The sequence below is a fragment of the Acidicapsa borealis genome (genome assembly GCF_059115245.1).
Genome location: NZ_JCACNY010000001.1, coordinates 3,976,827 through 3,998,653, shown reverse-complemented (window position 1 = coordinate 3,998,653; position 21,827 = coordinate 3,976,827). Strand labels below are relative to the sequence as shown.

The 21,827-nt window shown below is 55.4% G+C and carries 13 protein-coding genes, 1 tRNA gene and 1 pseudogene; 10 read left to right on the top strand and 5 right to left on the bottom strand.

The genetic code is table 11. The annotated features are described in order from the left end of the window. The first annotated feature begins 12 nt into the window (after positions 1-12). Complete coding sequence (locus tag AC5S27_RS16405; RefSeq protein ID WP_493937327.1) at positions 13-2,946, top strand: glycoside hydrolase family 2 protein; 2,934 nt, start codon at positions 13-15, stop codon at positions 2,944-2,946. A gap of 132 nt (positions 2,947-3,078) precedes the next feature. Here AC5S27_RS16405 and AC5S27_RS16400 read toward each other — a convergent pair whose 3' ends face one another. Continuing rightward, positions 3,079-4,953: a glycoside hydrolase family 2 protein gene (locus AC5S27_RS16400; protein ID WP_493935642.1), complete on the bottom strand. Its 1,875-nt coding sequence runs from the start codon at positions 4,951-4,953 to the stop codon at positions 3,079-3,081. A gap of 179 nt (positions 4,954-5,132) precedes the next feature. On the opposite strand from AC5S27_RS16400, the gene AC5S27_RS16395 reads away from it, so the two are divergent. Beyond that, the gene (locus AC5S27_RS16395; protein ID WP_493935641.1) at positions 5,133-6,998 is read left to right on the top strand and encodes a PQQ-binding-like beta-propeller repeat protein; all 1,866 of its coding nucleotides are present in this window, start codon (positions 5,133-5,135) and stop codon (positions 6,996-6,998) included. A gap of 131 nt (positions 6,999-7,129) precedes the next feature. Here AC5S27_RS16395 and AC5S27_RS16390 read toward each other — a convergent pair whose 3' ends face one another. Genes AC5S27_RS16390 through AC5S27_RS16380 form a run of 3 tightly spaced genes read right to left on the bottom strand, consistent with a single transcriptional unit; the run spans position 7,130 to position 12,812 of the window. Beyond that, positions 7,130-7,888: a PIG-L deacetylase family protein gene (locus tag AC5S27_RS16390; RefSeq protein ID WP_493935640.1), complete on the bottom strand. Its 759-nt coding sequence runs from the start codon at positions 7,886-7,888 to the stop codon at positions 7,130-7,132. A 7-nt stretch (positions 7,889-7,895) separates the two neighbouring features. After that, positions 7,896-9,338 (bottom strand): PIG-L deacetylase family protein, encoded by a 1,443-nt coding sequence (locus AC5S27_RS16385; protein ID WP_493935639.1) that lies wholly within the window; start codon positions 9,336-9,338, stop codon positions 7,896-7,898. Between the two features lie 57 nt (positions 9,339-9,395). Further along, positions 9,396-12,812, bottom strand: coding sequence for a TonB-dependent receptor (locus AC5S27_RS16380; protein WP_493935638.1), 3,417 nt, complete (start codon positions 12,810-12,812; stop codon positions 9,396-9,398). Positions 12,813-13,280: 468 nt separating this feature from the next. Between AC5S27_RS16380 and AC5S27_RS16375 the strand changes: the two genes are divergently transcribed. The 8 genes and pseudogenes from AC5S27_RS16375 (at position 13,281) to AC5S27_RS16340 (ending at position 21,346) form a co-directional block, all read left to right on the top strand. Continuing rightward, positions 13,281-14,567: an MFS transporter gene (locus AC5S27_RS16375; RefSeq protein WP_493935637.1), complete on the top strand. Its 1,287-nt coding sequence runs from the start codon at positions 13,281-13,283 to the stop codon at positions 14,565-14,567. Between the two features lie 9 nt (positions 14,568-14,576). Then, positions 14,577-16,220, top strand: a complete 1,644-nt coding sequence (locus AC5S27_RS16370) for a Gfo/Idh/MocA family protein (protein ID WP_493935636.1) — start codon at positions 14,577-14,579, stop codon at positions 16,218-16,220. A gap of 57 nt (positions 16,221-16,277) precedes the next feature. Continuing rightward, positions 16,278-16,874, top strand: coding sequence for a hypothetical protein (locus tag AC5S27_RS16365; RefSeq protein ID WP_493935635.1), 597 nt, complete (start codon positions 16,278-16,280; stop codon positions 16,872-16,874). Further along, a pseudogene (locus AC5S27_RS16360) lies at positions 16,868-16,942 on the top strand (twin-arginine translocation signal domain-containing protein); the annotation flags it as partial. The gene AC5S27_RS16365 and the pseudogene AC5S27_RS16360, both read left to right, overlap by 7 nt. A 51-nt stretch (positions 16,943-16,993) precedes the next feature. Beyond that, positions 16,994-18,208 (top strand): Gfo/Idh/MocA family protein, encoded by a 1,215-nt coding sequence (locus AC5S27_RS16355; RefSeq protein WP_493937326.1) that lies wholly within the window; start codon positions 16,994-16,996, stop codon positions 18,206-18,208. 4 nt (positions 18,209-18,212) lie between these two features. Beyond that, entirely contained in the window at positions 18,213-18,881 is a 669-nt protein-coding gene (locus AC5S27_RS16350; protein ID WP_493935634.1) for a discoidin domain-containing protein, read from the top strand. Positions 18,882-18,933: 52 nt separating this feature from the next. After that, a complete protein-coding gene (locus tag AC5S27_RS16345; RefSeq protein ID WP_493935633.1) occupies positions 18,934-20,523 on the top strand; it encodes a flippase activity-associated protein Agl23 in 1,590 nt (529 codons plus the stop codon). Next, positions 20,516-21,346: an FAD:protein FMN transferase gene (locus AC5S27_RS16340; protein WP_493935632.1), complete on the top strand. Its 831-nt coding sequence runs from the start codon at positions 20,516-20,518 to the stop codon at positions 21,344-21,346. The genes AC5S27_RS16345 and AC5S27_RS16340 overlap by 8 nt, the downstream gene beginning before the upstream one ends. Before the next feature lie 189 nt (positions 21,347-21,535). Here the strand turns inward: AC5S27_RS16340 and AC5S27_RS16335 are convergent. Next, positions 21,536-21,610, bottom strand: a tRNA-Gly gene (locus AC5S27_RS16335). Positions 21,611-21,827: the final 217 nt, after the last annotated feature.

The window sequence follows — 21,827 nt, the reverse complement described above, 5'->3', positions numbered from 1 at the left end:
GCTCGAGGGGCAGTGTCGAAGGAAACCATCGCAGCCTCAGCGCAAGAGATGCCCGATCCTGAACTGATCGAGTTCGAAGAAGGCTCAAAGCCGTGGCCCATACAGGTAGTGCAGTTCGCCGGCAATACAGCGCCGCAGGAGCCGTGGACGATGCCGCAGGTCAAAGCCGCGTTCAGTAAACCTGTAGCTGCTCCGCTGCCGCCAGCCGATACGACGCTTGTGGAGAACTCTTCGGAAGACTGGACGTTGACGGGCGGCTGGAGACTCATTGAGGCTCCTAACCTGTCGGCTTCTCCAAAAGCGATCTCTACGGCCGGATTTGACGCGGCAAACTGGATGCCCGCGACGGTTCCTGGAACCGTACTGACAACCATGATTGATCGCGGACGCTATCCCGACCCAGACTATGGTCTCAACAATCTTGCCATCCCTGAGAAGCTGAACCGGCAGGATTATTGGTATCGTTCGGAGTTCGTCACGCCCAATACGGAAGGGCGCTCACAATTCTCTCTTCGCCTGGACGGTATTAACTATCAAGCAGAAGTATGGCTCAACGGCCAAATGCTTGGGCAAATAAAAGGCGCTTTTACGCGCGGAATCTTTGATGTAAGCCACACGCTGCTCGTGCACGGAAGAAATGCCCTGGCCATTCGCATTTCTCCTGTTCCGCATCCGGGTATTCCCAACGTGCAGTCCATCGCCTTGGGGTCTGGACTGAATGGCGGAGCCATGGAGCTCGACGGGCCTACATTTGTCGCCTCGGAGGGTTGGGACTGGAATCCTCCTATGCGGGACCGCGATGCAGGTCTCTGGCAGGATGTACATCTGATCGCCACCGGACCGGTGTCAATCGGCGATCAGCAGGTGATCACGCATCTGCCTCTGCCCGATACGGAGACGGCCGATGTAACGCTGAATGTACCGTTGAGCAATTCCTCCGGTAAACCTGTGAAAGGTAAGTTATCCGTCACATTTGAAGGCGTACAAATCCACAAGCTGGTAACCGTTCCAGTCGGGGGCGAGTCTGTCCAACTTTCGCCAGCGGAGTTCGCGGCTCTGCATCTCGAGCATCCACGGCTTTGGTGGCCCAACGGTTATGGATCCCCCGAACTTTACCATCTGACCACGACTTTTGCCGCCGAGGGCTCTGCCCCGGTTGAGAAGAAGCTGACGTTTGGCGTGCGTACCATCAGCTATGAGATCAGCCTGCTCGACAACGAAGGCGAACTTCGTCGCGTGGATTACGATCCAACGGCAGGACGCCTGGAGGCAATGCCGCAGGTCGACGTAACGCACGAGGGCATGAGGCAAGTGCCTGGCGGTTGGGCTGCTTCGATTGCGGCGGGTGAAGATACCTCGCCAGTGTTCCATCGCGTAGACGATACCCGCGCCACCCCATTCCTGACGATCAAGGTCAACGGCGTACGCATTGCCATCCGAGGTGGGAGCTGGGGGATGGACGACTCCCGCAAGCGAGTCTCACGAGAGCATCTGGAGCCCTTCTTTCGCTACGACCAGGAAGCGAATCTCAACACGATCCGCAACTGGCAAGGACAGAACACGGAAGAGGTGTTTTTCGATCTCGCGGACAAGTACGGCATGTTGGTTTGGAACGACTTCTGGGAAGTTACTACGAACTCGAATGCCGAAGCGGAGGATCCAGCACTCTTTTTGGCCAATGCCAGAGATACGATCCTGCGCTACCGTAACCATCCTTCGATCGTGATGTGGTGTGGAAGAAATGAGGGCGTTCCGCAGCCGATCGTAAACCGGGGCCTGATCGCGCTTACGCATTCGCTGGACGGCACACGATACTATTCCCCTTCTTCAAACGAAGTGAACCTATTGCCCAGCGGACCCTACTCCTATGAGGAGCCGGCTGATTACTACAGCAAGATCGATCGCGGGTTTGCTGTCGAGGTCGGCACATCCTCATTGCCAACGCTGGAATGGTTCGACCGCTGGCTCCCGGCTGAGGATCGTTGGCCTATTTCAGATGATTGGGCGTACCACAACTGGCACCCAAACGATTCCTTTCGTGACCATCGAGAGGCGCAGTTCGGCCGCGCAGGAAGTCTCGAAGAATACGAGCGGCAGGCGCAGATGATGAACTACGTCGACTATCGCGCCATCTTCGAGGGGTTCAATGCTCACCTGTGGGCGCCAAATACCGGGCGACTGTTGTGGATGACGCAGCCCTCGTGGCCAAGCATGCTCTGGGGCATCCTCAGCTCCGACTATGACACCCAGGCATCCTACTACGGCACCAAGAAGGCATGTGAGCCACTCCATGTGCAACTCGATCTCGCGACAGACGACGTACAGGTGATCAATACCACCCGCAACGGTTTACAAAAGGCCAAGATTGATGCCGATATCTATGCTTTGGATGGCAAGCTATTGCTGCACCGCCAAATGACTGTCGATGCCGCGGCAGATGATGTGACTCAAGGAATGCATCTCGATCTAGCTCCGCTCCTTGGAGACACCACAGTTCTTGTATACCTTGCCATGCACGGTCAGGACGGCGCACTGGTTTCCCAGAACTTCTATTGGCGCGCAGCGTCGGATGCAGGCTATCGCGCACTCGATTCAATAGCACATGCCAAGGTAACTCTCACGGTTGACAATGCTCTTCCAAACGGTTCGTCCCGCCGTTCAGAAAGCGGCAAGCAGGTCAGCATACATCTAAAGAACGTGAGTGCCGTTGCGGCGCTCAATACCAAGCTGACTGCGTACTACGTCGCCAATGGTGTGCACGACTCCGAAGTGCTGCCCGCGTTCTACAGTGACAACTATATTTCGCTGTTGCCGGGGGAAGAGCGTACGGTCATTGTCGACTTACCGGGGACAAAGAGCACTCAGGCGATACAAATCAAGGTTCGCGGCTGGAATGTCAGTCCTGCGTTTGCCGGGGTTAGCTTGGATCCATTGCTGCGTCCATGACTAGCGTGAAGCGATCGTTTTGATCCCCCATAATGCAGGTGATGACTTCGTTAGAGAAGCGTGATTAGATCAACCGTTCATGGCAATGCGATGGCCGTAACGCCTGAGCATTTCTTCTGCGGCGATAGGGTACTACTCTGCTTTTCCTACCGCATGTTCTCGATAGAGATTTTGAAAGTACGTAAAAGCTTGTTTCTTTTCACCAGCTTCAGAGACAAGGCCCTTGCGATTGAATCCATCCTGAAGCTTTGGAATATTCCGAGTTGTTGATCGGAAGTCCATCAGCACCCATGGCGTTATCCCACGGAGTTGGGGGATTTTCTTGAGCATGATGAGTTGATGCTTGAAGACATCGACTTGCTGTTCTTCTGTCCATCGCTGGTTGACAGCTCCGTGATTGCCAAATTTTGCCTCAGCGCCGAATTCGCTCATAATCACTGGCTTCTGCGGAAAGATCCATTGAATCTTGTCGGCATCCCCGGGAGTAAGTTCATACCAGCCGATATATTCGTTCTGGCCAATGACGTCGAGCGCATCGCAAAGTGGATCGTTGACAACTCTCTCATTGCCGTTGGGTTTTGGCCCGAGCACTGCTGAAGTGATAAGGCGTGTCGGGTCGAGTCTGCGCGCTTCATTGGCGAGGTCGGTGAGAAACCTGGTGCGAGTTGGATTGTTCGATGTTTCATTGGAGACAGACCAGAGAATGACGGATGCTTTGTTACGATCGCGGCGGATCATTTCTCTGAGCATAGTGAGATCCTTGGCATACACTTCAGGCTTGTCGAAGGATATGTTCTGCCAATTGGGTATCTCAGACCAGATCATGATGCCGTCACGATCGGCGGCACGTTCCATGCGTTCATCGTGGGGATAGTGCGCGAGGCGAGCGAAGTTGGCGTTCAGGTCTTTGAGGTAGCTGAAGAGCGTTGCGACATCCTCATCAGTATTGGCGCGTCCTCCTCGAATAGGAGCCTCAGCGTGTACGTTGATACCCTGAAGGAACACGGCCTTGCCGTTGAGTAGGATGCGGGTGCCTTCGACGCGGATATCGCGGAAGCCGATGTCATCGGTCAACTTGTCTTCGCCGCTCGTGATGCTGACTTTGTAGAGCTTCGGCGTCTCTGGCGACCAGAGTATGAGCTTCGCCGCCTTAACGCTGAAGGCGGCGTCGCCATTCGCATCCGTTTTAGCGGTAGTCTTAGCACCCGCTTCGGGAATGTCGATTGTTACGGATGTATCCGCAGGCGGGCCGAGCACATGAACATACCCTGTAAGTTCAGTATTGTCAGGTTCGAACTTCGCTCTGTGGGCTAGATGAATATCATAGTCGTCGATGAAGGCCATAGGCACCGTGACGAGTGAAACATCCCGAGTGATACCGCCGTAGTTGAACCAGTCGTATCCTACGGAGGGGATGCCGTCGACAAGCCGCGTAGCATCGACTGCAATGACGACAAAGTTCGATCCAGTGTGGAGAACGGCTGTGACCTCGCAGTCATATGGGGTAAACCCACCTTCGTGATCGCAGACTCGTTTCTGATTGACCCAGACATGCGACCGGTAATTGGCGGCTCCAACATGAATGAACGTTCGCGTGCCCGGCTTGGGCTGGGCATCGAAGTCCCTCTGATACCAGAGCACACCCTCATAGTTGAAGAGCTGAGGCACTTGAGTGTTCCAATCACCCGGAACCTTGATGGTGGGCGCGGTAGCGAAGTCGTATTCCTCATTATGATTGCCAACGATGCGGGGGTGCTCGTTCATCGCGTAGGATTTATCGTTGATCGCGCCATTTCCGGTATACAACGCACGTCCCGGGGCCTGATCCACCAGGTAGTGCCAGTCTCCGTTGAGACTTGTGACGGGTCTGTGGTCGATGCCGACAAGAAGCGTTTGAAGCGGCTGCTGGCTTGAAGCAGACATTGTCAGTCCAAAGCAGAATAGCAAGGCGGCAATGCTGCGAGAAACCAGGAAGATCAAGGCGGAGCGGTGCGACAGCTGAGTCATTGCCGTTAGTCCTCGCAAGCGAGCATATAGGCTCCTGGCAGAGCTACGCGAGGATTAATTATCATGATTGCGTCCGCGGATAGGAGTGCCCGATGCCTCGTAAGCTCTTCCTTTCCGAAACTTGAGTGCATCCTCCTCACAGAGGCCCAAAATATCAGCTCAGAATTAGGAGTATGCAATTGTCAGTCAACACCCTGAAACATGTTTTGGTCGCTGTTCTGCCCTGTCTGTCCGTTTTGATGGTGAGCGTCTGCGCACATTCGCAGGTAGACGTGTTGACGCAGCACAATGACAATTCCCGGACCGGTGTGAATCTCCGCGAAACGATACTGACCCCGGCCAATGTAAATCAGAGCCAGTTTGGGATGCTGTTCAAGCGGGTCGTGGACGACCAGATCTATACACAGCCATTGGTCGTTACTGGAGTGCAGGTAGATGGAGGTGTGCGCGACCTTGTCTATGTGACCACGGTGAACAACAGCGTATATGCTTTCGATGCTAATGATGCTGAGGCCACGCAGCCGGTATGGCACGTCAACTTCGGAACGCCGGCCAACCTGCACAGCGAAAATTTTGGCTGCCTCGACATCAATGGGAAGATGGGCATCATTGGTACGCCCGTGATCGATAAGGAGCGCGGAGTTCTATACGTGGTTGCGCTGACGCGCGCGGGCGCGGTAAATGGTACTCGGACCGGATTCACGCAGAGACTTCATGCACTCGACCTGGCAACAGGCGCCGATATGCCGGAGAGTCCCGTGACCATCCGTGCGCCTGATTTCAATGCGCTCATGGAGAACCAGAGGCCTGCGCTGATGCTGGCGAACGGTATGGTGTACATCGGCTACGCATCGCATTGCGACAAAGATCCGTATCACGGATTTCTGATGGCGTACGATGCCAAGACCCTGGCACAAATCAGTGTTTTCAATACATCGCCGGCTGGCTCTGAGGCGAGCATCTGGCAATCTGGCCAGGGACCCGTGGCGGATGCCGAAGGATACGTATACGTTGTGACAGGCAATGGCAGTTGGGATGGCATCAGGAACTTCAGCGAGAGCTTTCTCAAATTGGACCCTCGCCTCAAATTGGTCGATTGGTTTACACCCACGAACCACCTCACACTGGACAAGGAAGACGCTGACCTCAATTCGTCCGGCGCGACTCTTATTCCCGGCACGCACCTGGTTCTCGGAGGCGGCAAGCAGGGAGTGCTCTACACCCTGGATACCAGAAACTTCGGACATCTCGGCGATGATCATGCCCTGCAACACTTTCAGGCCACAGCGTCGCATCTTCACAGCCTTGTTTACTGGCAAAGCGCTCACGCAGGCAACTTGCTGTACGTATGGGGGCAAAGAGACAAAGCGAAAGTTTACAAGCTTGAAGGAGAGAAACTCGGACAGACACCGTTGATGATGCGCGATGTACCGAATGAAGGTCACCCCGGCGCGATGCTATCACTGTCGGCAAATGGAAACAAAGATGGCATCCTGTGGGCAGCAATTCACGCAACCGGCGACTCATGGCACGAGTCGCGACCGGGAGTTCTGCATGCCTACGATGGAGATGACATACGTCACGAACTATGGAACTCGTTGCAGCTTCCGGCGCGCGACGACTGCGGAGAATACTCCAAAATGGCTCCGCCTACGATCGCCAACGGGATGGTTTATCTCGCGAGTTTTGGCACTGAAAATGTTGGGACAGGTCAGTTCTGCGTGTACGGGTTGCTGCCGGCAAAGGATGCGGTCAAAACGCCTGTTCCTACTGGCGTAAGAGCAGCAATCCTTGACGGCCTTCTGACGCTGACATGGGAAACCGCACCCTCTGCCAGGATCTACCGCGTCTTGAGGACAAGCACACTCGAGCCGGAGCCGAAGGTGGTGGCGGTAGGGTTGACTAGCGGCAAGTTCACAGAACCTGCGCCCGAGAGAGGCGAATCAGTGACGTACAGGATCATCGCGGTCGGAACGAATGGCGTAAGTGAGCAGTCGGATGCCGTGAAAGTAACGTCGCCCAAGCCGAAACAGATGGAGGATTGAGCAACGATGTTCAATCGCAAGAGGCGGTAGCTGATTTGGTAGAAAGGAAAGAATCGTGGCCGTCATCCGCTGCGGTTGGGAGAAGTTTAGGTTCAGCGCAGAAAGGAGCTGCGTATGCCCCAACGGAGAGTTCAAGGGAGTGTACTGAAAATATCAAATGGGTTTTGCTGCTGGTAAATGAAGGCTTCGGCGCGTTGTGAGCCACTTTCCGCTCCGCGAAAGAGTGCGACCTGGTCCTGTAAGGCGTAATAGCGGTCCGGTGTTTGACTTGCATGCGCATAACAGGCGGCTTTCTTCACAGCCTCAAATTTCGAGATATCCGAGTAGCGGTTAGGCGAAAACTGCAACGTATCCTCGCCATCGGACACTTCAAAATAGTAGAGGGCAAACTTCTTGTTGGAACTCAGCCATGCGTCATACGACAGCATGGCTATGGCGCGGTGATCGCGATGGTTGTCGATCATCCAATGAGTGAAGACCGCATCAGGAGCTTCTGCTCGGAGAATCGAGGCAAAATGTTCATAGTGCGTTTTATCCACAATGGCGTTTCCATTCTGCTGGCCAGCATAGAGAGGACGCGCGTTGAGAATGCTGCATGCATGCTTGGCTTCGGCGACACGCGTCGCAGCATCCGTGGGCGGCCAGGCACCGTCATTCAGGTAAAGCATCACAACTTCGTGGCCCTGCTGCGTGAGCTTTGTGATGGTTCCACCGCATGCGTATTCCGGATCGCCCGGATGGCCGCCGGTTACGACGATCTTCAGCTTACGGTGGTCGAGGGGCGGCGCTGCCGCTGCATTTGCAACTGCTAAAGCGTGAGACGTCCGGGCAGCGATTGCACCGGTGAAAAGTGATCCAGCAGCGAGCAGTGAACGCCTGGTTATCGACACATGATCCTCACTGTGGAACTCCGTTGAATTCTAGATAAACTGTCAGGCTTGTTTCCCCAACCGGTTTCCCATTCTCTGAAAGTTTCCAATGCAGGTCTTGGGTAGGAGTGACGGGCATCACTGAGGTTGGCGTTTGGGTGATCGCGGCAGACGGTGGCAGAGGCGCTGTCCGCGTCAGAAAGAGCTGCACCGGGTAACTGCTGTGAGCTTCTACGTGGTACAACGTATCGTTCACCGGTACCCAGCCGTCACCGAGAATGGACTTGAGAACAAGGTCACGCGGCCGGTCCGTGTCGTTGTGGATCAGCAGCGGAACCCAAAGCTCACTGTTGTAACTGAATGCTGTTTGTGGCTTGACGAAGCTGAGTGCCTCAGCGATGCCATGCGCGAGCTGGAACTGTTTGTAGAATGCCCAAGGGCCGCCCAACTCGATGCTAACCTCCGGCCTCGTGCTCGCGCGATATCCAGGTGCAGGCACGAAGGCAATTGGCTTGTCATCGATACCATCCCACACATCGGCCTCAGTCGATGTTGTCTTTACATACGACTTACCGAGGATGAGATAGTCGGGCATGTTGGCGTAGTAATCAAGCAGGGGATCGATCTGAGTTGCGTAGAGCTCCCAGGCTTTCTTGTTCAGTACTCCGTAGCTAACCCCTTTCGACTTCGAAATATCACTGGCCAGGTAAGCAGGGCCGTGATGCGCGAGGAACTCCTGATGGCTTGCATCGGAGAAGAAATAGAGTTTCTTAGCTTGCCATGGATGCAGTCCTTCGCCGTAGTTATTGATGCTGTAATAGCGCCTCGGCGCATTGACCTGTTCAGGAAAAACGGTCGGATCGCCGGCGAGATCAAATGCTTCTGTAGCCACAACGCATGAGGCTTGGTGATCGCCATGATTTTCACCAGCAACGTAAGCAGGCATCCAGGTGATGATGACCTCGGGACGCGTAAGCCGGATAAGGCGAACGGTCTGATCCAGAGCTTCTCCATGGCCGAGTGTTTCCAGTGAGTGAAGCACGTCCTGCGTGGCCGTGTCCAGGCCGCGCAGGAACCAAACATTGTCTATGCCGCTGGCTGCAAGGGATCGACGAGCTTCCATCTCACGCTCGTCTGCCATGGCTTTACTCTGTTCCATGCCGGCTGCATTCCCGCCTGCGTTGCCGCGAGTCGAGAAGATAACGGCGATGCGTTTGTGCTCATCCAGGGAGGCACGCGTGATGTAGTTGAGGATGCCGGTATCGTCATCCGGGTGAGCGACTACGAGCAGGATATCGGCCTTATAACGATCATCTGGCTTGGGTAGCTTTGGCGCAACCTGGATATTGGACGATGGCTGGGTTGTCTGTGCAGTCTGCCCATGCGCCAAGTAGCCGGACAGCGCGAGAACAGCCGCTGCTGTCAAGGCGAATACCGTCACAGCAGTGCGCATCGGTTGAATCAGGTTCAAGTTTTTTCCCTCTATCGAGCCATGCGACATCGGTGATTTGCTCCTCTCCCTCAGACCCTAGAAGCGTATGTGGAGGCCAAACTGCATTTCGCGCATATCGGCCCGGATTGACGTGATTGTACCCGCGCTAGGACCATCATCGATGTAGTTGTCCGGTGTGTTGAGATTCACATGGTTGAGGGCATTATAGTTTTCCCAGCGGAACTGAATAGTCTTGCCTTCAGTAATTGTGAATACCTTGGCTAGAGACAGATTCATCAGGAACACGCGCGGACCGACGAGGGAATTGCGTGACACGTTGCCATCACGATAGAGCCCTTGCGGGGCGGTGTAAGCCGCCGGGTTGTACCACTGATTGCGATTTGGGTTCGAAACGTGTGGATCACCGATCTTGTCGGGTCGCACACTGTTGAAGTCAGCATTGAGCAGAGGAGCGTTGCCTACGTTCGGCGTGAACGGGACGCCTGATGTAGCGGTGGTGATGCCATTAAACTCCCAACCACCGGCAATCAGATCCAGCAGGCGGTTTATGTTGGCGCCGAAGTGTTGACCGCGGCCATAAGGGATGTGCCAGACATTGGATACAGCAAGTTCGTGTCGCCGGTCAAAGCTGGATGGTCCATAGTCTGCCTTGTAGTCGAGATTATTGTCGGCAACTCCTCCGAGCTCGGTGTCATCAAGTGCTTTGGAGTATGAGTAGGCGACGATGAAATCGAGTCCTTTGGACTGGTGCTCAACCCACTTCATTTGGAGAGCATGGTAGTTCGAGTTGTCGCAATTGCAAAGACTGTACAACCCTTGTTCCAGACCAAACTGCGGATAAAAGCGCCGGCGCGGATCATAGTCTCCCGGACCAGGTACAGCCTGATTCAGATTGGCGTTCACGAAGATGTGACGTCCCACGTTGCCGACATAGGCAGCCTCAATCGACATGGATGGCGTGATCTGGTGCTGCACCGCTGCATTCCAGAACTGCGTCGAAGGCACACGATATTTGTTTGGTGGATCGAGGAAGTAGTAGACCGAGATATTGTCCGGCAGCGGATACCGGCCCGAAGATGCTACCGCGGGAATGGTAGGAACAGGTGGCCCGCTGAACAGGTCATATGAGTAGCCGTAGCTGTTGTCTGCGCCAATGTATTGCGGCAGGATCACCGGCGGATCGTAGTCAGGAGCTTGCCCAAAGACCGCTCCCAGACCAGCGGGAGTGAAGCTGCTGCCATAACCTGCACGCAGTACGGTCTTCGCGGCGATCTGGTATGCGACTCCGATACGCGGAACGAATCCAGTCTTGTAGGCGGTCACGTTCATGCTCTTCGAAACGCTTCCTACGCCAGCGATTAACACTTCTCCAGTAGCAGGATCAAAACTTCCCGCACCGCCCGGAGAGGCCGCGTTTTGCGGCAGGTAGTTCTCATAGCGAATTCCGTAGCTCAGAGTGAGCTTTGAGGTCGCACGCCAGGTGTCCTGGGCGTAGAAGAACATGCGCGTCTGGCGAAGTCCGGGGTGCAGGTTAGCACCCGTGAAATATCTCGCAAAGCCATCGGGTACCCCGAAAATCAAAGAGGCAATGCCGGCGCCCGTCGTCTGGCCCGTTGCCTGACCCGCACTGTCGGCATCAAAGTTGCCGGTGGTTGAGGGATCGAATGAGAGCTCGCCTGAACGATGGCTGTCGCTGGGAATTCGCTGTTGTTGCGCGCGCCTTAAATCGGCTCCCCAGCCAAACGTGTGAGTGCCTGAAATTTTGGTCCAGTTATTGACCCATTGAAAGTGGTTTTCGGTTTCAAAGAGCGGGCAGTTGCAGGAGTTGATACCTAACGAATAGCCAAAGGCAAAGCCATACTCACCATTGATGGAAAATGCAGGCATGCCGCTGGTTTCAGGTGTTCCGAGATTCAACCCTGGAATGCCAGCATCTGTAGCCGGAGTGGTATTGAGTCCGCCAGGCTGTACACGCACCTTGTACCGGTAAGTTCCAAAGCGAGCTTCAAGGATCAAGGTCGGGCTGAAAGTCCGTGTGAATCCGAGCGCAAGGCTCTGATTGGTCGTATCCGAAATACCTGCGAAGTTGGTGCCTTGCAGCGAAGGACCTCCGGCGACTGATCCAAACGCGCCGGGTGCGATATTGGAAAATTCGCTGATGGTATAACGGCCAAAAACGCGGGTCTTGGGATTGACGGCGTAGTCAATGCGCCCGTCTTCCTGATCGTCCTGGAAGGTCTGCTTGCCAACAGCCACGTAATTGTTGGTGAGAGCCCCGGGCCCTCCAGTATTGGGCAGCGGTAGATTGTTGAGCAGCTTGGTGATCGCTGCAGGCACGGAAGGGAATACATTCACCTGGCCGTTGTGAGAGACCGCCTTGCGCCCGCTTCCGTCCGAGTTTCCGGAGTTGGGATCGAAGACCATGCCGGCCCGCGGTGTGACGAAGTTGCCCTCAGTCGTCTGGACAGGATCCGCTCCTGGGATCGTGTCGCCCAGCAATGCCGAGAGGTCGCCTGCTCGCTCAGCGGCGGTGGGCACGGTCACAATTGCGGGAGCTCCGGTCGAGCGTCGCGTTCCTTGATAGTCGGCGAAGAAGAAGAGCTTGTCCTTCCAGATGGGACCACCCACCGAACCGCCAAACTGTTGCCAGTGCAGCGGAAGTGCGCCGGGCGCAAACGGATTTTGTGCATTGAAGTAGCCGTTGCGCAAGTAGTCAAATGCCGAGCCGTGAAACGTGTTCGTGCCGGATTTGGTCGTGCCCTGCAGCAGCGCACCGCCCACCGATCCGAACTGAGCGTCATAATTGCTCGTCGTCACTTTCAGCTCTTCCAGCGAATCGATATTGGGGTTGATCACCGCAATGCCCAGGATGGCGCTGTCGTTCTCCGTACCATCGAGCAGAAAGCCGTTGGCGAAAAACTGCTGTCCGTTGGCCGCAAACTGATAGCCGCCCTGAGGATTTTCGGCCGCTGAATGCTGAAAGCTCGTGAGTTGCGTACCCGGAACAGTGAACACCAACCCGGTTGCATTACGGTCGATCACGGGAAGATTCTCAACTTCCGTCGTCTGCAAAGTGGTACTGACCTCGGCGCGATCTACCTGCAGGAGCGGTGTCTCATCCGTAACCTCGACAGTGCCGGCCTGCGCTCCAATCCTGAGCTTCGCATTGACTTCAACGGTCGAGTCGACATGCACCTGTACGGTGCTGGTGAAGCTTCCAAATCCAGGGGCATTCACTATGACCGAATAAGAGCCGGCCAGCAGTTGACCTTGCGCGTATTCTCCCTGACTGCCACTTGTAGTGTGATACTCAGTGCCGCGATCAACGTCTCGAATCACGACCTCTGCACCCGGTATGACAGCGCCCGAAGGGTCTGTAACGTTTCCGGCAATCTTGCCAAAGACTGCCTGGGCAAAGGCTCCCTTTGTGGAAAGCGGAGCAGCGATCAAGAAACTTAAGAGTGCGATAAGGATCAACCGTTGACGCATCATTCAGAACTCCAGGTGAGCAGAATCAGCATGGCTTGGAATACCGGTTCAAAATGTAGGGCTGCTACCGCTTTGAGCGACTTGGATCGGACAACATCTCGAGCTGTTGATGGCGGGCTCTGCAGAAATATCAGAGCTGCTCTTAAATCCAGAGACAGTAAGTCGACGAGCCTTGAAACTGAGAAGAGATTTAAAGCAGACGAAACGGTGTACAACATGGGCAGACAATGTCGAAGTCTCCAGATGTGTTTGCGTACAGAAAAGCCTGTGTGCAAAATCTCATGTCGACTCCCTCCATCGAGCAACACGCGTGAGGCCGGAGCCTGCCTTCGCGTACGTTGAGCCTCGAACATACCCGAATGCTTCCGAATGGATCAACAAAAATATGCGCTGCGATCTGATCTCAATGTTTGAATCGTCAAATCGATGGTTTGCTGCTGCCAACTCCTGAAGCGCAGGTATAAAAGGAAGATGCTGGCTCGTGTATCCTCATCGCCGCACTTCCGCTGGGTCATCGTTGCTATGCTCTTCGGCCTGAGCTTTGCCAGCTATGTTGAGCGGGTGAATATCTCCGTCGCCGCAGAATTGATGATGCCGTCCTTGGCGCTATCGAGGAGCGACATGGCGTTGGTCTTCAATGGATTTCTCATTGGCTACGCGCTGTTTCAGGTTCCAGTAGGTTGGCTGGGAGATAAGTATGGCGCGCGGCTCGTCCTTGGCATCTCAGCGATCGTGTGGGGACTTTGTACAGTAGCGACAGGATTCGCCCCTGGCGTCCTTTTCAGGAGTACGGCAGGAACCTTGGCTGTACTCTGGGCATGTCGCTTTGTACTTGGCCTCGCCGAAGCGTCCACGTATCCGGTGGCGTCCCGCGCCGTTCATCAATGGATGGAGCCGGCCCTGCGCGGTACCGGCAGTTCCATGATGTTGATGGGAAGCTCGGTCGCGTCGGCGCTATCTGCACCTGTTGTTGCGTTTTGCATGATGCGCTACGGATGGAGAGCCTCCTTCTACATCACATCCCTGGTCGCATTTGCGGTGGGCTTGATATGGGTTGCATTCACGCGCGGAGTGTCATCGCCGGCAAAGATCGATGCACCTCTCATCCACGCCCCGGAGATTGACCCGGCGAATCCCAGGCTCTTGAATTTGAACGTCGCTCTGCTCGCGCTAAGCTATGCCTCTGAGGGCTATCTGTTGTTCATGTTCCTCTCGTGGCTATATGTGTATCTCGTTGAGGTGCGAGGATTTAGCCTTCTCGGCGGTGGACTGATGACAAGTTTGCCGTGGATTGCAGCAATCATTGCGACCCCTCTTGGTGGAGTTCTTTCGGATCGTTTGACGAAACGATGTGGCAGATTCAAGAGCTCTCAAATCATCATCTCGGCAGGCTATTCCCTGTCGGGGATTTTGCTCCTGGTCGCAGCAGAAGTCGACGGCCGTATGCTTGCTGTACTTGCGCTCTCGATTAGTCTGGGCGCGATGTATCTAGCTGAGTCGTCGTTTTGGACGACCGCGACGGCGATTGCCGGACCGCATGCAGCGGTGGTGGCGGGCTTCATGAACACGGTTGGCATCATCGGCGGTATTGCTTCGACTTCCCTCGTGCCATTCCTCGTAAAACACTATGGACACACCGGATGGATCATGGCATTTGGCTCGGGCACAGCCATGGGCATCATGACAGCGCTGGTATGGCTTGTTTTGAGCGATCGGCTACAGAAGTCAGAAGGAGTCTGCAAGATCGAGAGCATTTGAAGGGTTCCGATGGATCTCCCATCAGGTCAGACTGGGCGAGTGCCGGCCTCGCAACTCCTGATGTTGGGTACTCGTCTCCGCAAGGTCGGCAAGAAGCGTCTCCAGCAACATCAACAAGTGTTCTCACACCAGCCTGATCGCTGCTCCGAAACTGCCACTTTGGAGGACACCTGGCGCGTCTTCCAATATGCGGTTGCCACAGTACTCGAGAAGATGATATTCAAGTGGATCATGTCTAAACTGCATCGCTCTGAAGAGACGCTTTTGCCTCGTTCCCTCAATCGCCGCAATTTCCTCAAAGCTGCCGGATCGGCCGTCATTCTCCCTACGGTCTTTCCCGCCTTCGGCGCGCAGAGTTCGAAACCCTCGGCCAACAACACGATCAATCTTGGTGTGATCGGCATGGGCTGGCAGGGGCCGAGCAATACGGAGGCTTTCCTGGCATCGCCGGATTGTCAGGTGGTCGCGGCCTGCGATATCGATACGAACCATCTGAATGCCGCAGTCAAGATGATTAACGACGCGTATGGAACCGAGGATTGCAAAGGCTACCACGATTACCGGGAACTGCTTGCCCGCGAAGACATTGATGCCGTGATGATTGCCGTACCCGATCATTGGCATGAAATCGTCGCCACCGAGGCCGCGCGCCGCAAAAAGGATATCTACGGCGAGAAGCCCCTTGCGCATACCATCGCCGAACAGCAATCCATCGTGCGTGCAGCTCAGCAGAACGGCATCATCTGGCAGATGGGCTCATGGCAGCGCTCGGTTCCGACCTTTCATAAGGCAGCGGAAATCGTCCGAAACGGACTCATCGGGACGGTGACCCATGTGGAAGTTGGCCTGCCGGCCGGTTTATCGGATTTTGACGGCGTAGAAAAGGATGCGCTCGCAAAACTGGCCGCTGAGGGGGAAACTTTCACAAGCCTGGATCAGGTGAAGGCTGGCACCAAGGCCTGGAATCTGCTGGTCACCGATCCTCCACCGCAATTGGATTATGAGATGTGGATTGGTCCATCCAAGATGGAACCTTACATCAAGGCGCGCTCCCATAAATCATGGCGCTGGAATTACAACACGGGTGGCGGGCAGCTGCTGGACTGGATCGGCCATCATTGCGATATCGCGCACTGGGGCTTGGACTTCGACAACTCAGGTCCGTCGGAAGTGGAAGGTAGCGGCGAGCTCCCACCAGCCACGGCGGTATGGAATACCGCACCGAAGTACCGGTTTGAATTGAAATATCCGCGGGGCGTCACCATGACCATCGCTGGCGGTTATCCCGACATCAGGAGCGGTGTGAAATGGATTGGCACCGAGGGCTGGGTGTGGGTCGATCGTGGAGGGTTTGAGACCTCGAATCCCGCATGGACAAAGGGCAAATATCTGCCCAGAGAGCTGCGCAAGGTCAAACTTTACACCTCTTCCAATCACCAACAAAATTTTCTGGATTGCATCAAGACGCGCGAAGCGACCATAACCCCTGTCGAAGTAGGACACCACTCGGCGATCCCCGGACATCTCTGTCTGATCTCCATGCACACCGGAAGAAAAATCCGCTGGGACGTGAAAGAAGAAAAGATCATCGGCGATGCTGAAGCCAGCAAGCTGATGACTCGCGAATACCGGGGCCCATGGAAAATGAGCTAAGCGCGCCTTAGCGACAACCGCTTTTCCTAGTTTCCGCCGACCGACTGCGGAAACGATTTGAAACGTTTGCCATTCAATCTCGGCATCGACCGGGGAGACAAGACGAATTCAATGGAAACAAAAGTAGATCCTGGCCGTCAGTCTGACCAGAAAGTGAATCTGGATTTTACCTGGGCATTTCTGGCGCTGCGCCTTTGGCTCGGCGTGCGCGCACTTCTCGTTGGCATCGAGAAGTTTAGCTCCTATCGATCTGTGGCTATGCCACTGATCGATCCATCGACCGGTCAGCCAGATGCGAGCGGAGTGATGGTCAATGTGAACGTCAAGTCCTACGCGCTGGCCAACTACGCGGGAATTCCGGCAGCGCTCCGGGACAAGTTCGCCCACGAGCCCTTGTTACCGAAATTCGCATTGGTGGCTGTCGACAAGATGCTAGGCCCGGCATTTATTCTGACCGGAATCATGCTTCTGATAGGGCTGGGCACGCGACTGTCGCTTCTCGCCCAGGCGTTGCTTTTCGTCCTACTTACGATTGGCCTGGTGCTGATCAATCAGCCAGACGGAGTGGCCTATCTGGGCATTCATATCGGCCTGGTCGCGGGAGCATTGCTGCTCGCCAAATACAACAGATTCGCGGTTCTCAAAAAATGGTAAATCCGCTCTTGAATCGTCGAGATTTCGTTACCACAACCGCAGTCGCGGGCGCTGGCCTCTTGTTAAGCGGGTGCAAGTCCGACCCTGGTCAACAGGCAGCGGCTGTTCACAAATCTTCGTTGAACACCCTGAATGTTGCCCTCATCGGTTATGGCGAGGAAGGCAAAGTGTTGCTGGAGTCTCTTCTCAATATCGAAGGCATCCGGCTTGTGGCGCTGTGCGATATCTGGGATTACCACCTTCAGGAAGGTGCTCGCTACCTCGGAAAACTTGGCAATGAGGTTCGCTCATACCAGGATTATGAGGACATGCTCTCCAAGGAAAAAGACCTGCAGGCCGTCTTGATCGCTACGCCGGACTTCTGGCATGCGCCAATGACGAATACATGCCTGAAGGCCGGCCTGCATGTCTATTGCGAAAAGATGATGAGCAACACGATCGACGGAGCCCGCTCCATGGTGAAGACCATGCGCGAGACCGGAAAGCTGCTGCAGATCGGTCATCAGCGGCGCAGCAACCCGCGCTACCTTTTCACCAAGAACCGCCTGCTGCAGGAGGCAAAGTTCTGCGGTCGCGTGACAGCAGCACAAGGGCAATGGAACCGTGCAGTGAAAGAAGACTTCGGCTGGCCCAAGAAGTACGAGATACCCGCGAGCACACTCTCCAAATACGGTTATAAAGACATGCACCAATACCGTAACTGGCGCTGGTACAAGGGACTCGGTGGCGGACCGTTATCCGATCTTGGCGCACATCAGATCGACATTTTCAACTGGTGGCTGGGTTCGCCGAAGTCGGTCATCGGCAGCGGCGGTCTGGATTACTACAAGAATCACGACTGGTATGACAACGCGATCGTGATTTATGAGTATCCGCTGGCCCAGGGCGTGGCGCGTGCGTCCTATCAGGTGCAGACGACCACCAGCGCAGGCGGCGGCTACTATGAGATGTTCATGGGGGACGAGGGCACCATCAAGATGTCGGAGGACCCGTCCATCTGCGCAATTTATCGCGAGGCTCGCGCCACTGACGTTTCATGGGACGATCTGCTTCAAAAGGGCTACGTCCGCGCCAAAGCTGCCCCCGCCGAGGATGCCGCGAAAGTGGACGTGCGCGAAACCGCGCAACTGGCGGAGTACGAGATTCCGGTCTTCTTCAACAAACCCCCGCATCAGCCGCACCTGGAGAACTTTTTCAACGCCATCCGCGGTACCGCAAAACTGAATTGCCCCGGCGATGAAGCGTTCACCAGTGAATACGTGATTCATAAAGCAAATGAAGCCATTGCCGCACAAACGAGAATTGCCATCAGTGCCGAAGAAGTGAGAGCTTGAGAAGATGATGAAATTCCTTACCAAGAGTTTTCCCCTTGTGTGCGTATTGCCGGTCGCAATCATGGCGATTGCGCAGAACCAGGTTGTTCTAAAAACCCAATTGCCGCCGCCACTCTTTGTAGGTACGCCCGCGCCTTTGAACGTACCCAACCTTGAGCCCGCAACAAAGGGCAAGCGTCCCGATTTTTACGTTCCCGCCGGTACGATAAATCTGGCAAAGAACAAGAAGGTCACATCCAGCGACAACAATCCCAATGTCGGAACGCTGGATATGGTCGTGGACGGAGATAAGGACGGGAACGAAGGGTCATGGGTCGAACTCGGTCCCGGCAAGCAATGGGTGCAGATTGATCTAGCGAAGAAAGCGGACATCTACGCGGTGCTCATTTGGCATTTTCATTCCCAGGCTCGTGTGTATCGCGACGTTGTGGTGCAGGTGTCGGATGACCCCACGTTCAAGTCCGGCGTCACGACCATCTTCAGCAATGACTTTGCCAACAGCTTCGGCTTTGGTGCAGGCAAGAACCTGAATTACATCGAAACCTATCAAGGCAAGCTGATCGATGCCAAGGGCGTGAAGGGGCGCTATGTACGTCTCTACAGCAACGGAAACACGTCCAACAAATTGAACCACTACATCGAGGTCGAAGTGTGGGGCAAGCCTGCGGCCTAAAATCGCATGCTTGCACCTCTGAAGACCCAGGGCCGCAACCTGCTGAATGGCTATGGCCAGGCGTATCGATCCGATGAGTTCTGATCTGCATAACGATCCATCGCCACTTGTTGCCGATGATCCCGACAAGTCGGCTGCAGTGCAGACGATCGCCTTTCCTTCGCGGTGGACTCGATGGGCGGTTTTTCTTCTTGTCGCCTTTCTCGGACTTCTCCTGCGCCTGCCGCAATTGGGTGAGCGGCCCATGCACACAGATGAAGCTGTGAACGCGTTCATCGTTGGACAAGTACTGGCTGGCAAACCATTCCTCTACGATCCGCACGACCGTCACGGTCCCACGCTGACTGCACTTGCCCTCCCGCTGGCCAGAATGCAGGGTGCAAAGGCATTTTCCGACCTCACAGAATCGGAACTGCGTTTGACAACAGTCCTCGCCGGAAGTGTCACGATTCTGCTCTTTGGAGCGGCTGTCGAAGCGTTCGGCTTCACACCCTGCTTGATCGCGGCGATGCTCTTTGCCGCCGGCCCTCTGCCCGTCTACTACGATCGATATTTCATTCACGAGTCCATTTTTGTAGCCGCCACGTTTGGCTTGATTTTGGCCGGATGGCGCGCTTGGCAAAGAAGTTCCATCGGCAAGGCGGCGCTGGCTGGCGCTTGCGCTGCGCTGATGCTGGCAAGCAAGGAGACCGCTGTTCTTCACTTCCTCGCGATCGCGCTCGCCATCTTCGTCTTCTGGATCTGGAACCTCCGAGGAAAATATCCAGGTGCTTTGTGGCAACCCAAATTGATGTTGGTTGCGACGACTGCGTTTCTGTTGCTGAGCGTGCTTCTGTTCACCTGGTTTGGCAGCAACTGGAAAGCGCTCGGCGACTTACTGGAGGCAGTGCCGAATTTTCTTGCACGTGCACAGGGCGCAGGGCACCAGGAACCCGTCTCGTATTATTTCGGGCTCATAACCGCAGGCTGGTCAGGCGGATTGGTATTAATCCTGGCCTCCATAGGCCTCCTCCAGTCCCTGAGACAGCGCAGCCCTTCTCCGTACGGGTGGCTGGCGTTCTACGCCCTCTTCATCATCGTCATCTACAGCTTGATTCCATACAAGACACCCTGGCTCGCTTTGAATTTCTGGCTGCCTATCGCCCTGTTCGCTGGTCGAGCAGTCGTGTCGCTCTGGCGCATGCCAGCGAAGTATCCCGCTCTCGGCATCCCCGTCCGCACCGTTTGCATTCTCCTGGCAGCTGTAGCTTCCGTGCTGATCGCCCACGATACGCGGCTGCGTGTCTTTGTTGCTCCTGCGGATGAAACGAATCCTTACGCTTATGCCCACACCTCTGAGGATTTGCTTGGACTACCCGTGGAGATCGAAAGACTGGCGCACGATAATGCGCTCGCAGCGCCGCGTATCGCCGTAATTGCCTCCGATCCCTGGCCGTTGCCGTGGTATCTCAGGCACTATAGCGAAGTGGGATTCTGGCAGCCTGGCCAGCAGCCGGGAAAGGCGGATTTTTACATCACCTCCACCGAAGCTGCCGAGCAATACGGCGACCTCCTGAAGGATTTTCGCCCGCAATTCTTTGGAGTTCGGCCCGGTGTGCTAACCCTCTTGTGGTCGCCGCACCGCGAGGAACCACATGACTGACATCTTCCAACTTAATCACCGCGCAATGGCCACCTACTTCGAGGTGCGTATCGCCGGTGAAGAGAGAATCTATGCCGCGCAGGCTGCGCAGGCCGCAGTCGATCTTCTGGATAAGTTGGAATCCTGTCTAAGCCGCTTTCGCGCCAACAGCGACATAGCTCAGATCGCTCGACTCGAGCCGGGCGAAAAGATGCGCCTGAGTCAACCGGCCTTCGAATGCCTGGAAATTGCGAAAAAAATGGAGCTGGCTACATCGGGCGCGTTTTCTGCCACGGCCGCTGCCATGCAAACCCAAACATCGATGCCGCAATGGCATTTGTTGCCCGAGGAACTCGCCATTCTGTGCGATAGCGGCCGATTGCAATTTGACCTGGGAGCCGTCGGCAAGGGATTTGCACTCGACCAGATGGCGGAGTTGCTGCGTAGCTGGGAATGCCTGTCGTTCTTACTCATAGCGGGCGGAAGCAGTATCCTGGCGGGCGCTCCGCCGCAGGACACCCCCGGTTGGTCCTGTGGTCTCGGGGATGACAATGCACCGCAGCGGTTCTACCTGGCTCACGCTTCCTTGAGCGGTTCGGGGCTGGCGGTGAAGGGGAACCATATTCTCGATCCACGCACTGGCCAACCGGCAGCGCGGCAAAACCGTGTCTGGGCCCTGGCCGATACCGCGGCTGAATCGGACGCGCTCTCCACCGCGTGCATGGTCTTGAGCGAGCCCGAAATGGAAGAAGTGCTCACCCAGAATCACGCATGGCTGTGTCTTCTTGAGACCGACGGAGCCGCCCGACCCATAGGGAACCGCACCCTGCCGCCACAAGCCTGATCTCTGACGACGGATCCCATGTTGTGCAAGGAATATCAGGAATGGTTTTTGCTTGCACGTCTGGGTTGAAACGGCACTTTCGTTTCGTCTCCGGACGTCGAGCCAAAGCTGGAAGAGATCGGAATAGGGCGGCCCAATCCAACAGCTATGCGCAAATTGAAATCCGGAACTATAAACTAGAGATTCTATTGGAGCGGGAGACCGGGATCGAACCGGCGACATTCAGCTTGGGAAGCTGACGTTCTGCCACTGAACTACTCCCGCAACTTACGTTTCATCATAGACTTACGAATTTCGACTCCCAACTCAACCGCAGTACCATTACACTCCGCGAGCGAATCTGAAGCCGAACTCACGAAGTAGCCACAACGGCCCGATTCGAGAGATAACAGTCAATCTCCTGCCGTCGACCGCACCGGAGTTCAGGTACTACTCTAACAACGATACGTAGATGCGTAAAGTGAGCGCTGTGCTGCTGGTC